This window comes from Pseudomonas protegens (assembly GCF_003363755.1).
In the GTDB taxonomy this organism is placed as follows: domain Bacteria; phylum Pseudomonadota; class Gammaproteobacteria; order Pseudomonadales; family Pseudomonadaceae; genus Aquipseudomonas; species Aquipseudomonas danubii.
This window is the reverse complement of the sequence record NZ_CP031396.1, coordinates 169,082-183,925: the sequence shown is the minus strand read 5'-3', so window position 1 is coordinate 183,925 and position 14,844 is coordinate 169,082. Positions and strand designations below refer to the sequence as shown.

At 59.3% G+C, this 14,844-nt stretch carries 9 protein-coding genes and 1 pseudogene; 7 read left to right on the top strand and 3 right to left on the bottom strand.

Translation table 11 applies throughout. The features are described 5' to 3' along the window. The first annotated feature begins 124 nt into the window (after positions 1-124). The 3 genes from DWF74_RS00700 to DWF74_RS00690 all read left to right on the top strand — a co-directional run bounded on the left by DWF74_RS00700 (position 125) and on the right by DWF74_RS00690 (position 7,756). Positions 125-1,327, top strand: a complete 1,203-nt coding sequence (locus tag DWF74_RS00700; protein WP_102865023.1) for a M48 family metalloprotease — start codon at positions 125-127, stop codon at positions 1,325-1,327. After that, complete coding sequence (locus DWF74_RS00695) at positions 1,315-6,771, top strand: WGR domain-containing protein (RefSeq protein ID WP_115580043.1); 5,457 nt, start codon at positions 1,315-1,317, stop codon at positions 6,769-6,771. The genes DWF74_RS00700 and DWF74_RS00695 overlap by 13 nt, the downstream gene beginning before the upstream one ends. Positions 6,772-6,895: 124 nt before the next feature. Then, on the top strand, positions 6,896-7,756 hold the full coding sequence (locus DWF74_RS00690; RefSeq protein WP_115580042.1) for a hypothetical protein: 861 nt from the start codon (positions 6,896-6,898) through the stop codon (positions 7,754-7,756). Positions 7,757-7,876: 120 nt separating this feature from the next. Here the strand turns inward: DWF74_RS00690 and DWF74_RS00685 are convergent. Further along, positions 7,877-8,517, bottom strand: a pseudogene (locus DWF74_RS00685) (SDR family oxidoreductase). A 73-nt stretch (positions 8,518-8,590) separates the two neighbouring features. On the opposite strand from DWF74_RS00685, the gene DWF74_RS00680 reads away from it, so the two are divergent. After that, a complete protein-coding gene (locus tag DWF74_RS00680; RefSeq protein WP_115580041.1) occupies positions 8,591-8,980 on the top strand; it encodes a MerR family transcriptional regulator in 390 nt (129 codons plus the stop codon). Between the two features lie 3 nt (positions 8,981-8,983). On the opposite strand, the gene DWF74_RS00675 is transcribed toward DWF74_RS00680, so the two are convergent. Both DWF74_RS00675 and DWF74_RS00670 read right to left on the bottom strand, forming a co-directional pair. Continuing rightward, positions 8,984-9,880 (bottom strand): carbohydrate kinase family protein, encoded by an 897-nt coding sequence (locus DWF74_RS00675; protein WP_115580040.1) that lies wholly within the window; start codon positions 9,878-9,880, stop codon positions 8,984-8,986. Between the two features lie 126 nt (positions 9,881-10,006). Then, positions 10,007-11,572, bottom strand: coding sequence for a carbohydrate porin (locus DWF74_RS00670; protein WP_115580039.1), 1,566 nt, complete (start codon positions 11,570-11,572; stop codon positions 10,007-10,009). A 163-nt stretch (positions 11,573-11,735) separates the two neighbouring features. On the opposite strand from DWF74_RS00670, the gene DWF74_RS00665 reads away from it, so the two are divergent. From DWF74_RS00665 to DWF74_RS00655, 3 genes are read left to right on the top strand one after another with little or no spacing between them, the layout of a single operon-like run. Then, complete coding sequence (locus DWF74_RS00665; protein WP_115580038.1) at positions 11,736-13,010, top strand: ABC transporter substrate-binding protein; 1,275 nt, start codon at positions 11,736-11,738, stop codon at positions 13,008-13,010. A 21-nt stretch (positions 13,011-13,031) separates the two neighbouring features. Next, positions 13,032-13,994, top strand: coding sequence for a carbohydrate ABC transporter permease (locus DWF74_RS00660; RefSeq protein WP_102865030.1), 963 nt, complete (start codon positions 13,032-13,034; stop codon positions 13,992-13,994). After that, positions 13,991-14,833: a carbohydrate ABC transporter permease gene (locus DWF74_RS00655; protein ID WP_102865031.1), complete on the top strand. Its 843-nt coding sequence runs from the start codon at positions 13,991-13,993 to the stop codon at positions 14,831-14,833. The genes DWF74_RS00660 and DWF74_RS00655 overlap by 4 nt, the downstream gene beginning before the upstream one ends. Positions 14,834-14,844 lie beyond the last annotated feature (11 nt).

The window sequence follows — 14,844 nt, the reverse complement described above, 5'->3', positions numbered from 1 at the left end:
TAATTTCAGCAACCCCTAGGTATGCTCCGCTTTTTATTGCTGATCACTGATACCGGGATGCCAGCCCAAGCCTCTGCTGCGCAGGCGCAGCTCATGGAGCCGTATCCTCAAGGATGTTTGAACGATGAGTACCCCCGCGCTGGATATCGCCAGCCTGACGCCACTGCCTTACCACCAGCAGGTGGTCGACTACCTGAAAACCAGTGAACCTGCGGTGTGGGCTTGGGCCTCGTCGCTGGGCGTTCAGCAGGAACACGCCCAGGATGTGCGCGCCCAATTGCTGCGAGACACCTATCGCCTGAGCCCGGAAACTCACTCGCAGGCCTATCAGGCCTGTGAGACGGCGTTGCAACGCCTGCAGATCGAGGCCCCCGCGACCCTCTACCAGGCCGGCGATGGCACCATGAATGCCAGCCTGTATTACCTGGCCGGTGAGGTGCATGTGGTGTTCTACGGGCCGATCCTTGAACGGCTCGATGCTCAGGAGCTGCTGGCGTTGCTGGGGCATGAACTGGCGCATTACCGCTTGTGGTCGGAGCACGAGGGCGATTACCTCACCGCCGAGCGGATTCTCAATCACGCGATGGCCGATGTGTATACGCCTGCGAGCCTGGAACAGACCGCACGTTTATATAGCCTGCACACCGAAATCTACGCCGACCGCGGGGCGGCGCTGGCGGCTGGCTGTGCGCAAGCCTCCATCACCTCGCTGGTCAAGGTCCACACCGGGATTCTCAGCGTCGATGCCGCCAGCTATCTGCAGCAGGCCCGTGAACTGGATGGCAAGGATGCGCCGTTGTCCCAGGGCGTTTCCCATCCGGAGACTTTTCTGCGTTCCCAAGCGGTGGAAAGCTGGTGGCGACAGCTCCCGGATACCGACGCCTGGCTGCACCGCCGATTGCGCGGGCCCTTGTCGCTCAACCGTCTGGACGTGACCGACCAGGTCGAGTTGACCGCCCTCACCCGCGGCTTCATCGCCCGCTTCATCGGCAACACGGTGTTGCAGTCCGAGGCGGTGCTCAATCAGGTGCGCGGCTTCTTTCCCGACTGGAAGGCGCCTGAAACACCGCTGGACCTCGGCACGCTGAATGCCGAGCGCATCGACGCGAGCATTCACGAATACCTGCACTACATCATGCTCGACCTGTGCCTGGTCGACCGTGACCTGCGGGATGAAGCCTTGCTGCATGCCGCGCGCACGGCGAAAAAACTCGGCAGCGCCGACGACTTCATCAACGTGCTCAAGCGCGATATCAAATTCCCCAAACGTGAGCTCGACCCGATTGTTCGTGCGCTCAAGGCGGAGGTCGACACATGGACCCAATAACTCAACCGCTGAACTTCGCTCAATTGCTGCAGAGTCACGATGGCGCCGCCGTGTCCATCGACGATGTGCTGTTCCTGGCGCTGCCGCTGCTGCGCCAGGTGGCGCAATTGCATGAGCGGGGGCATGTCGCCCAGCTCAGTTACCTGGATGTGGTGCTAGGCCCGGAACGCACCCTGCAACTGCGCCACCCCGACGGCCAGTCGCCGCGCCTGGCGCTGGAGGCGATCAGGCAGGTGCAGCCCAATCCAGAGTCGGCGCTGAATATCGTCGGCAAGGTCCGCCTGACCCGGGATTCGGAAACCGGCGTGGCCATTACCGACCTGCAAGTCCAGGAAGACCCGCAGCAGCCCATCAACCATCCGGTGTTCCTCACGGACTTGCACAGTTGGGAACATCGGCTCGGGCATCACGACGAAATCACCGATATTTTCCAGCTCGGTCAGTTGCTCGCGTGCCTGGCCTGCGGCTTGGATTTTGCCGACATCAACGACCTCAAGTCGTTTGCCGCGCACCGGCGCAACCTGTTCCAGCTCAATGGCCGGCTCAACCCGGTGCTGGCCAACTTGATCGTCGAGATGACCGAGCTCAACCGCCATGAGCGCGCCACTGATGTGGGCTCGCTGGCACGCCGCTTGGAGTCCTGGCGCGAACAGCCGGCCAGCCTGGATGTCGAGCGTGTGTTGGCCCAGGCCGAAGGCCCGGCTTCGCGACGCACTGTGGTGCTGGAACATCTGCGCAACCGCTTGTTTGACCTTTCGCGTCGCAATCGCCTGCTGTATTTCCGGCCGACCCAGACCAGCGTCAACTTGACCGTGGCCAGCGTTCCGTTGGTGATGCGCATTGAAAGTATCCGGCCCGAAGCGCTGTGTACCTGGCAACCCACCTTCGGCGGATTCTGCGAACAAGTGCTGGGCGGCAAACCTGTCGGCCTGCAGCAATGGCTACGGTTCGAAGACCAGACCTGGCTGCAGGCGTCGCTGGAGCGCATCATCCAGGAAACCCGTCGCGACCGCGCCGAATTCGGCTTCAGCAACCTTCGCCTGGTGGTGGCGTTCATGCGCTGGCACAACCTCAAGGACACGCCGGAAGAACGCATCGTCACCCCGCTGCTGTGGTTGCCGGTAGAGTTGAGTCGCAAAAAAGGGGTGCGTGACCAGTTCGTGTTGCAGTGCGACGAAACCGAGGCCGAATTCAACCCGGTACTGCGTCATCAATTGCGTCAGCTCTACGACATCCAGTTGCCGGAAACCGTCGACCTGCAAAAGACTTCGGTGGAAGACATCCACGCCGATATTGCGCGCCAGATCAAACTGACCGAACCCGGCGTCGAGTTACACCTGCAAAGCAAACCGCAAATCGAACTGATCCACCAAAAAGCCGTGCAGCATCTGCACCACTTCCAGCGCCGTCGTGCCCGCCAGCGCATGTCGACGCCTTTGGTGAAGCCGGATTTCAGCTACGACCGCGAAGATTTCCGTCCGCTGGGTCTGCAGTTGTTCCAGCAAAAGGTGCTGCCCAGCGAGTTGCCGCTGCGCCTGGCCATAGGCGCCAAGCCCGTTCTGCGCAACCAACACCCTCAGATGGTTGCCAGCAGCGCCGAAAACAGCACCTTCGCCATGCCCGAGAACCAGGGGCATCGCTACGCCTGGGACATAGACCTGACCCAGGTGACCCTGGCCAACTTCAATTATCGAAAGATGTCGCTGGTGCGTGACTATGCGCAATTGATCGACGAACCGGCGCAGAACGAAGCCTTTGACCGGATGTTCTCCATCGAGCCTCGGGACGTCGAGGTCCAGGCCCCCGAGCCGACCCCGTTGTCCGAGCAGTGGAACGTGGTGGCGGGCGACGCCACGCAGAATGCTGCCGTCAGCCTGGCCCGTACCGGGCGTAACTTCATCATCCAGGGACCGCCAGGCACCGGCAAATCCCAGACCATCACCAACCTGATCGCGGACTACGCCGCTCGTGGCCTGCGCGTGCTGTTTGTCTGTGAAAAGCGTGCAGCGCTGGACGTTGTGTTCCATCGCCTGCAACAAAGTCAACTGGGTGAGTTGTGCTGCCTGATCCACGATTCCCAGACCGACAAGAAGGCCTTCGTGAGCAACCTGCGCGAGTGCTATGAGCGCTGGATCGCCGGTGATGCGCAGTCGTCGCAATTGCAAGCCCGGCGCGACGCCTTGCTGGCTGGCCTGAGTCAACAGCTGGGGTTGATCGAGCGCTTTGAACAGGCAATGCGTGGGGCGCCGGAGTCCTTGGCATGTTCGGTACGCGAGCTGGTACGGCATCTGATCGAACTGCCGCCCGTTGCTGCCAAGCTGCCCCCCGAAGCCTTGGAACGTTTACCCGAATGGCGTCAGTGGCAGGCACAAAGCGAGCTGACGGGGCGCGTGTATCAGGCGATCAAAGAACGTTTCGGCCTCGACAGCTTCGCACGTCATCCTTTCAGCCATTTGGCCTCAAGCCTGATTACCCACGAACATGCCTACGGCCAACTCAAGGTGTTCCTGGATGAAGCCAGTGGGCTGATGGACAGCGTCGAGCAGTTTTTGGAGTCATCGTCGAGCCTGTTGTCCGGGGACACCCGCCTGGCGGATGCGTGCGTGCTGACCCAGGCCGCCGAACAATTGACCAGCGCCAACCTGGCAGCGCACCTCGACCTGCTGGAACCGGGCTCATCCGGCGCCCAAACGCTGCACGCCGAGCAGGCCGCGCTGCACGCACTGGCCGTACAGCAACACAACGCCCGTGAATCCACCCACCACTGGCGTGAAAAACTCGCGCCCCAGGACACCCAGGCTGCCATCGATCTGGTACAGCGGCTGGAAGGCTCGCTGCTGCGTTGGCTGCAACCGGCCTGGTGGCGGCTGCGCGGTGAATTGCAACGACGCTACGACTTCAGTCAGCACGCGATTCGACCCAGCTTCGGGAGCGTGCTAGACAACCTGGCCCGCGAGCATCGCGTCACTGCCGAGCTGCACGCCGAGCAGCAACGCTTGCAAGCGCGTTACGGCATCCCGGATGTCGACCTGTTCCTGCACAACCTGCAAGCCTTGCTCCAGCAACTGAGCGCATCACCGCTGTTGCGCCAATGGGTTGAGGGCCTGCGGGGTGATCCCGACGCTCTGTCCGGTGTACGCCAGGAAGCCAGCCTGCGCCAGCCGGTGGCGCGCTTGGCCGAGCTGGTCGCGCAACATTGTGTGTTCGACCCGGCGCTGAGCCTGGTCGAGTTGGCCGAGTACCTGCGCGATCTGCGTGAAGAACTCGACGAGCTGCCCGACACCCTGCCCCTGCTCAATGAGCTGCACCAAGCCGATCCTGTCTGCCTGGCGGTCGTGCAACAGTACGCCTTGGCGCAACGCGCACTGGACGGTTTGATTGCCCAGGAAAACCTGACCCGCCTGTACCGCGCCAATCCGCAGCTGGCGCGCTTCGACGGCCCGGCCTTGAGTCTGGCCGCGCGCGAGGTCAGCCAGGCTGAATGCAACCTGCTCAAAAGCAACGCGCAGGTGCTTAGCGCCACGTTGCACCAACGTTTTCTGGAGCATGTGAAGCAATCGGCGATGTCGGTGACTCAACTCGACGCCCAGGCCCGGGAGTTCAAGAAAGCCTACGCCAAAGGCCGACGTGAACTGGAACATGAACTGGGCAAGACCATGCGCTATCGCTCCATTCGCGAAATGGCGAGTGGCGACAGTGGCCGCGTGATCAACGACCTCAAGCCCATCTGGTTGATGAGCCCGCTGTCGGTGTCCGACACCCTGCCTTTGACCCCGGACCTGTTTGACGTGGTGATTTTCGACGAAGCCAGTCAGATCCCCAGCGAAGAAGCCGTGCCGGCACTGAGCCGTGCGCAGCAGGTGATTGTGGTCGGTGACGAGATGCAATTGCCACCGACCAACTTCTTCTCCAGTGCCGGCGACCAGGACGACAACGAACTGATTGCCATGGAGGATGGTGAGCAGATCGCAATCAACCTTGATGCCGACAGCCTGCTGAGCCAAGCCGCGCGAAACTTGCCGGCAACCCTCCTGGCCTGGCACTACCGCAGCCGCCACGAAGCCTTGATCAGCTTTTCTAACGCGGCATTCTACGAAGGCCGGCTGATCACCATTCCCGACCGTCGTATCGAGCGCCCTGCCCCGGCCCAAACCGCACTGGACTCCACGGACGCCCAGGCCGTCATCCGCGGCGCCGACGCGCTGCAGGACAGCCCGATCAGCTTCTTGAAGATGACCGACGGTGTCTACCTCAGCCGCAGCAACCTGGCCGAAGCGCGGTACATCGCCAACCTGGTACGGGAGCTGCTGCAACGGGAAACGGGTCTGAGCCTGGGTATCGTGGCCTTTTCCGAGGCCCAGCAAGGCGCCATCGAGCAGGCCCTGGAAGACTTGGCCAGCGGCGACTCGGCCTTTGCCACACGGCTTGAGCGCGAGTACGTGCGTGAAGATGCCGGGCAATTCAATGGCCTGTTCGTCAAGAACCTGGAAAACGTCCAGGGGGATGAGCGTGATGTGATCATCCTGAGCATCTGTTACGCGCCAGGACCGAACGGCAAGATGCTGATGAACTTCGGCCCGATCAACCAGCGTGGTGGGGAAAAACGCCTCAATGTGATCTTCAGTCGCGCCCGCAAGCGCATGGCGATTGTCTCCAGCATTGAGTCCGAAGCCATCACCAACACCCACAACGATGGTGCCGCCGCACTGCGCGCGTTCCTGCAGTTCGCCCAGGCCAGCGCCAGCGGGGATGCGCCGCGCTCCCAGGGTATCCTCGCCAACCTCAATCCAGGCGCCAAGCAGTCCTTTGCCGTCAGCCTGCCCAAGGATCACCTGCGCGGTGCCCTCGCTGCCGCGTTGCGAAAGCGCGGGCATTCGGTTCAGGAATATGTCGGACGTTCGCAGTTCCGTTGCGACCTCGCGATCAGTGACGCCAGTGGTGAACACTTCAGCCTCGGCGTACTGCTGGACAGTGATACCGCGGCCGCCCCTGACGTACGTGAGCGCTACATTTTCCGCCCGACGGTGCTGCGCAGCTTTGGTTGGAAGATCATCGACGTGCTCAGTAATGACTGGCTGCGCGACCAAGAAGAGGTGCTCAATCGCATCGAAGCGTTACTCAGGGGCGAGGAAGCCGTTGCACTTCCAGAACCGCAACAGCCAGAGGAAACCATCGAGATCCAAGCCCAGCCGCCAGTCACCACTGAAGCGACACCCTTGATGCGCGAGTTCACCTTTGGTGAGGGCAATTCCAACAAGTTCTGGCGTATCGGCGTCGCCGAGTCTGAGGTGACGGTGAATTTCGGCCGCATCGGCACCAAGGGCCAGACCCTGATCAAGTCCCTCGACAGTCCCGAACGCGCTTTGCGTGAAGCAGAAAAGCTGATCGCGGAGAAACTACGCAAAGGCTATCAAGAGCAGGCAGGTTCCATCACCCAGGGGTGAGCTGCGTCGGTCTAGCACGAATGAGACAAGCGCATTCAATCTGCACGCGCTGCAGCGGCCCGAAAAAAGCGACCCGAAAAAGAGGCCGCCCCATAGGGAGCTGAATGCTCATGAACATCAATTCATGAGCATTCAGCTCCACAGTTTGAGCAAGGCGCCGGACGCTGCGCTATTTCATCACCCCCAGGGCGCAAATCAAAAGTGCTTGCCCGCCTTATTCAATGGATCAGACATGCTTAGAGTGATTGGTGAAGAGCAAGATATCCGTTCAGCGATCAACAGCTTCAATTCCTCCTACCATGAGGACTTCTTTCGGGTTAGGGAGGTCTCCAAGGCCTACCTGACGACACTTACACCGCATAACGCCGAATTATTAGCCGACGAGCTTCGAAATGCTTTGTTGAACTGGGGCGCAGGCTCGCGCAAAGCCCCAATACTGCATCTGCCGGCTGAAGCCGCAGCCGGGCTTTGCAATCCGAACCTGCACGCCAAGCTTGTCCGTTTTGACACTCACCCACTGGGGGCATTCGCGCTGTCATCCGAAGATCGACGGATCTTCACCACCGAGGGGATGTATCCGTCAGCGGTTCACTTTGATGTAGAGCTGCTCGGGGTCTTGAGGATGTTGGCAGACGCGCTGTTCGCTAATAACACCAACGTCACCTACCCCATGAAAGCATTACTCCTCATAACGGGATTCATGCCAGCACTGGATAGCCAGGTCAGGAATGGATTGAAGCACGCGGGCTTTCGAGGATTCAGTAGCACTCAGTACCTGCTCCCCAGCGACACCCTCAAAGCTGCCGGTAAGAAGATCTGCAGACTGCCCTTCTCGCTTGGCCACTGTTGGGGGCAAAACAAGGAGTTATTGATCAAGGCCGTTCAGAAGAGCGATCACCCTGCCCTTCAAGTCGAACCGGGTCGGGTTTTCGACATCCTGCTCTTTATGCAGCAAGACCCGAGCAGGAAGCTGATCGCCCTCTGAAGTGTAAAGGCGTACTTCAGCCGCACGCCTTGGATTCGACACTGCCATCAGCACCACCGCACCTGCCGCAGCATAGTGCGGATGACTGCGGTGTCGCCCCGAAGGGCGAACTCGGCGGGCTTAGCCCTTGGCTATGCAGCATGAGTTGACGAACGTCGCGGTGTGCTGCAGGGACTGACGTATATCCGGCTTGGCGATTCCATGGCTGTTGGCAAACTGCTCGACCGCCGCCGTATCAAAACGAGTGGTCTGGATAAAGTCCAAGGCTTCGGGTTTTGTATTCATAAACCGGGCAACGGGAGGAATGCTCAGCAGCAACTTCAGCACTCGCAGCGGAATGTGATGCCTGGGAGGCTTCAAGCCCAAAGGTTGTGCCACCTGTACCAGCAGCTCTCGCAAGTTGGGCGTTTGCTCATCCAGCGCCAGCAGTTCCTGGCCCACCATGGCAGGATCAAAAGCACTCACCACCATCAGCTCAACCAGGTAATCCACGGTGACCAGCGGCAGCCAGTGCTTGGCGGTACCGGGCACGGCACTCGGTCAGCAGAACTCAGACCGAGGTTGTCCCGCTCCAGATCGCCAGCTACGGCAAATACCCGGGCTGCACTCCCTCCCAATTTGACCACTTGCTCGCGCAATTCGGTCAGTCGCTCTGGGCGCCGCATCAACACCCGAACGGTGTGACCTTTTGCACTCAGATGAGCCACCAGATGTTGGCCGATAAAGCCGGTACCCCCCGTGACAAAGCACTCCACGCTCATTTCCCCGTTCCTTGTTTAAGGTAAGAAATCAAGCGTAAACCATCGACCCAACTCTACAGTCAAGGGATGTTTTATGAAGATCGGTGAAATCGAGGCCCGCAGTGGCGCCAGTCGCCATACGCTGCGTTACTACGAGCAAATCGGCCTGATCTCATCGCAGCGGCGAACGAACAACTATCGCGTTTACACAGCGCAAACCCTGCAAGATCTGGACTTTATCCAGCGCGCGCAAAGCATGGGGTTTTCCCTGGGTGAAATAGGCGAGATTCTGGATGCGCAACGCAACAAGCAGATCGATTGTGCTGAAGGCGCTAAGTTAATCGAAAAGAAGATGGCAGAAATCACACAGAAGATCGCCAACCTCCAGAGCATTTATCAGTATCTGGATGAAGAGCGTGCCAACCTCGAAGCCAGTGCCGCCAGGCAACTTGAGCTTCAGCGATTGAGCAACGCTTGCAACTGAACGCTAGGTAGTGAGCAAACCTTCCACATCAGTCAGCGAAGGAGCATGGGCTCCGGCATGGCGGCAGGATATGGATGCGCAAGCCGCTGAAAATCGCAGGCGCTCTCTCAAGCCGGCGATCCCCAACAACTCTGCAGCCAGCCAACCGGCCATACAAGCGTCCCCTGCTCCAACCGTGTCTTGCACGTTCACGGCAATAGCCGGCTGATCGAGTTGGCTGTCCGGGGTGTGGAGGGTCATCCCGTGTTCCCCACGGGTCAACAATATCTGCGCCTGAGGATTAAGCGCGCGAAGCTCATGCATTGCCTGCTGTTCGCTCAGCCCTGGATAAATGTGCCGCAGGTCTTCGTCGGACAGCTTGATCATGTCAGCAAGGCTGGTCATGGTCGGGAAGGTCTGCTCCCGATAATGACTACCCATTAAATTGCGCCAGTTCGGATCATAGCTAACCCGTTTACCGGCTGCTTTGGCCTGCTGAGCAATGTTAACCAGCGTATCTGCAAGTGGCTGCCGAGCTAAACTGATGCAGCTGAAATGACACAGCTCTGCTTGCTCGAGCCATCCTTCGGGCATCAGATCCGGATCAAAAAACAGATCGGCCTCTCCAGCAAAAAAGTACCTTGGAGGACGGCTCGATGGAACGATGGCAACCAGAGGATCTCGATCGACTCGTTGGATAAAGCGCCTATCCAATCCTGCCGCTTCCGACTGCAAAACGATCTCGTCACCCAATGAATCCAAGCTCACCGACCCAGCAAAAGCGCTGCTGACACCCAAGCGACTTAAGGCTCGTGCAACGTTCCAGGGGGCACCACCAGGGTAACCCTTCCACTGTCCAGGCGTGCCTTGGACAAGGTCGATCAGGGCTTCGCCAAATATGACCGCGCGAGGCAATACCATCTCATTTCCTCAATGTTTTGGTACCGGGATAACTGCTGGCTGATCAGTTCCGACCGGTAGTCTCTTACTCAATGCAACAACAGCCGGCAGATGCACTGAAGGCATGTTTGCCGGCGCGTTCAACTATTAAAACCAGGTTTCCATTTGTACGCCGTATTGCCATACACCGCCGGCGTTGAAGTCCGTCTTGCCGAAGGCGTCTGAGGTACTGTACTTGTCCAGATCTGACGACCAATTCATGTAGCTTGCGAACACGCGCATTTCCGGACGTGTGAGAAGGTCTCCAACGTCAAGCTTGAATGTCGGGGCGACGGTGAATTTCCAGAAGTTACCGTCGACCGCATTACGTTGTAGATAGCCCTTGGGGTCGAGGTCCATGGTTTGCCAGCTCAGTTCGTAGGCCATCTCGAAGTTGCTGTTGATGGTGTTGGCCAAGCGCATGTTCAGGGTCAGCCAGCGGTAGTCGTCACCCTTGACGTATCTATCCTTGCTCTGCTCGGCCAGCAAGCTGGGTCCGATGCGCCAGTCAGGCGCAATCGGGGTCTCGCCGTAAAGAGCAAGACGCAGAGCCCGGGCCTCGTCAATCAGTTCACCATCCGAACCAAGGTTCTTGACCTCTGCCCCCAGACCTTGCCCATAGAGCAGTGCCGTTTTGAAGAAGCCTTCTCTGCCGAAAAAGTTTTTCTGGTGATTGGCCAGCATGCTGTGCAAGCCGGAATCCGCAGGCGTCAAACCCGCTTTATTGGTGCGGGTACCGAAATCGTTTTTCTTTGCGCCGATGCCATTGAACATCCACTGCCACTGACCCTCCTCGAAGAACTGGTTGGAGGTCAGGATGTAACTCGCCACATCGGCATTGAGCCCCCCTTGACTGAAATCCCCGTAGCTACGCCCGATCAAGGAGTAATTCGAGCGCCAATCCTTGTTCATCTGCACATCGTAGATTCCACCGCCGGTACCGGCCAGGTAGACGACGTCCGAGTCCATCCAGTGGATATCGAAGTTATCCCGGTCAAATCGCTTGCCTGCCCACAGGGTGGCGTTCTCGAACACGGGATTGCCCTTGAACGCAGCAATATGGTCGAGCGTTGTGAACACCTGGCGCACGTTCAGTTTGCTTTCGTCGGCGGTCCAGTCATTGGAGCTTTCCACTCCGTCGGCGATGGAGACCGTGAATTTGGAACGGGTGCCATTCTGCGCATAGATTTCTTTCGACAGGTCTATGCGCATGTAGGTGTCGTCTTCGTTACCGAGCCGCCCGACCGCACCGCCCACTGAGCCGGCCGGAGTTGTATAAGGGCCGCCGCGGCCACCACCAAGCCCCTCGTCGATCAGCAATCCGGAACGGGCGTAGCCGTTGAAGCTGAATCCATCAGCCAGGTTTGAAGTGCTGGCCTGCTTTTCCATGCTTTCCTGGCGTGCTTCGAGTTTTGCCAGTCGGGTGTCCACAACGGGATTCGTGGCCTGGGATGCAGTGGATGCTGCGGGCTGCAAAGCGGAGGTGGCGAGCTTGATCTGTTGCAATTCTCTGGCGAGTGCCTGGGTTTGCTGTTCGGCTGCGGCTGCGCGCTTTTCCGCTGCACTGGCGCGGGCCTCGAACGCGGCCATGCGCTCTTCCAGAGTCGCGGCCTGAGAGGTCGCCGCCGAGCTGCTGAGCACGCCTGCAAGTAGCCATCTTGATGCTTTCTGCATGTGGATTTCCCTGTTTATTTTTATTGTTTTGTTCCAGCGACAGAGCGCTTTTTCGCGAGTGGTGAGGGTCCAAATCGACAAAAAAGATGCCTTATCGAAAATGTGCTGTTACATTTGCCGTGTTAACGTTAACTTCTCTAAAAACAAAAATAAAGAGGCCTTCATGAAACAGCTGAAATCTCTCCTTCCAGCAGTGCTGCTCACCCTCGGTGCCGGACTTGTGTCTGTCTCCAGCGCAGCTGATTTGACGATCTCGTGCGGCGCGGTAGGTGCAGAGTTGCAACTCTGCAAGGAGGCAGTCGAAGCGTGGTCGAAGCAGACCGGCAACCACGTCGAGGTGGTTTCCACGCCCAACTCGGCGACCGAGAGGTTGTCGTTCTACCAACAGATCCTCAGTGCGCAGTCCACCGACATCGACATCATTCAAATCGATATGGTGTGGCCGGGGATGCTGGCCAAACATCTGATGGATCTGCGCGAGGGGCTCCCAGCCGACGCGACCCAGGGCTACTTCCAGGCCCAGATTGATAACGCCACAGTCAACGGACGGCTGGTGACCATGCCGTGGTTCACCGACTCGGGTCTGCTGTATTACCGCAAGGACTTGCTCGAGAAGTACAACAAGCAGGTTCCCCAGACGTGGGAGGAAATGACCGCTACCGCCAGAGAGGTGCAACAGGCCGAGCGCAATGCCGGCAACCCCAATGTGTGGGGCTACATATTTCAGGGGCGCGCCTACGAAGGGCTGACGTGCAATGCGCTGGAGTGGATCAGCAGCCAGCCGGGAGGCGGACTGGTCAATCCACGAGGAGACATCATCGTTAACACCCAGGCCTCAAAAGCTGCCTTGACCCTGGCCAAAAGCTGGGTAGGAGACATCTCCCCGCGTGGCGTGCTCAATTACACCGAGGAAGAAGGACGTGGCGTATTCCAGTCGGGAAATGCGCTGTTCATGCGTAACTGGCCTTATGTCTGGGCCCTGGTGCAAAGCCAGGACAGTGCCGTAAAAGACAGGGTTGGGGTCGCTCCCCTGCCCCGAGGCGGCGAGACCGGCAACCATGCATCCACCCTCGGCGGGTGGGGCCTGGCGGTATCGCGCTACAGCGCCCAGCCCAAACTGGCCGCAGAGCTGGTGAGCTACCTGACCAGCGCCCAACAGCAAAAACACCGTGCCCTGATAGGCGCTTATAACCCGGTGATCGAGTCGCTGTATCAGGATCCCGAACTGCTCGCGGCCATGCCTTACTACGCTCAGCTGCACAGCATCCTCAACGATGGGGTCATGCGCCCTGCCTCAATAACCGCCGATCGCTATCCACGGGTCTCCAATGCGTTCTTCGATCGCGTGCATGGCGTGCTGGCGGGCGAATTGCCTGTCGACCAGGCACTGGCCGAACTGGAAAGCGAACTCACACGCATCAAACGTCGGAACTGGTAAGCCACAGGGAAGGAAATCACCATGTCTGTCTCTACTACCCACCTCTCCAGTGACGCGCTCCTGCTCACCCGGGAGACGCCCCTACAGCGTCGCCGAGTACGCGCCGCATGGCTGTTTCTGACACCAATGCTGCTGTGTCTGGCCCTGGTGGCGGCCTGGCCGCTGTTGCGCACATTCTGGTTCAGCCTGACCGACGCCAACCTGGCGGACACCGCTGGCGGCACCTTTGTCGGCTTGAGCAATTATCTGTTCCACGATGGTTCCAACTGGTCGGGCATCCTGGTCGATCCACAGTGGTGGAATGCTGTGCGCAACACGTTGTATTTCACCCTGGTGTCGGTGGGACTGGAAGTCGTCCTGGGGCTGCTGGTGGCGTTGCTGCTGAACATCCAGTTCACAGGCCGTTCCCTGGTGCGTGCGCTGATCCTGATTCCATGGGCGATTCCTACCATTGTCTCAGCCAAGATCTGGTCATGGATGCTCAATGACCAGTTCGGCATCATCAATCACCTGATGCTCAGCCTCGGACTGATAGACGCGCCTCTGGCCTGGACCGCAGATGCGGATCTGTCGATGTGGGCAGTGATCATCGTCGACGTCTGGAAGACCTTGCCTTTTGTCACGCTGCTGATGCTGGCGGCCTTGCAGATGTTGCCGAGCGATTGCTACGAAGCCGCCAGGGTCGATGGGATTCATCCGCTGAAAGTGTTCTGGCGCGTCACGCTGCCACTGTTGATGCCGGCACTGTTGGTGGCCGCGATTTTCCGCCTCCTCGACTCCCTGCGGGTATTCGATGTCATCTATGTACTGACCTCGAATTCGTCCAGCACCATGAGCATGTCAGTCTATGCCCGCCAACACCTGGTGGAGTTCCAGGATGTTGGCTATGGCAGCGCGGCCTCGACTCTGCTGTTTCTGGTCGTTGCGCTCATCGCCACGCTTTACCTGTACCTCGGACGCCGTCAGATGGAGGTTCGAGCATGAGCCCGCGCCTCCTCAAAAAAGCGCTGTTGCGCTGCGGATTCTGGTGCCTGATCGGGGTGCTGTTGCTGTATGCGGTGTTCCCTTTCTATTACGCCATCCTGACCTCACTCAAGCCATCCAGTGCCTTGTTCGCAGTCAGCTACTGGATCGACAGCCCCGACTTCTCCCACTACGCGGCGGTACTTCACCAAGCCTCATTCCTGCGGGCGATCGGCAACTCGCTGATGGTCGCACTGTGCGTGGTGACCCTGGCGCTGTTCCTCAGTGTGACGGCCGCCTATGCCTTGGGAAGGGTGAAGTTCCGTGGCCGCGGCACGGTATTGATGATGGTGCTCGGCGTGTCGATGTTTCCCCAAGTCGCTGTACTGTCGGGGCTGTTCGAAGTGATCCGCGCCCTGGGTCTGTACAACACCTCTTGGGCGTTGATCCTGAGCTACACCATCTTCACCCTGCCCTTCACGGTCTGGGTGCTGACCACGTTCATGGGGCAACTCCCTCACGAACTGGAAGAAGCGGCAATCATGGATGGCGCTTCGCCCTGGGTCGCGCTGACTCGTGTGCTGCTGCCGCTGCTCTGGCCGGCACTGGTCACCACGGGCTTATTGGCCTTTATCGCCGCGTGGAACGAGTTCCTGTTTGCCCTGACCTTCACCCTCACCGATACCCAGCGCACGGTGCCGGTCGCCATCGCCCTGATTTCCGGCGGGAGTCCCCATGAGCTGCCTTGGGGACTGTTGATGGCCGCATCCGTGCTGGTCACCGTGCCCCTGGTGATTCTGGTGCTGATCTTCCAGCGCCGAATCGTTTCCGGTCTCACGGCCGGGGCGCTCAAGGGTTGATGCCCAACAAC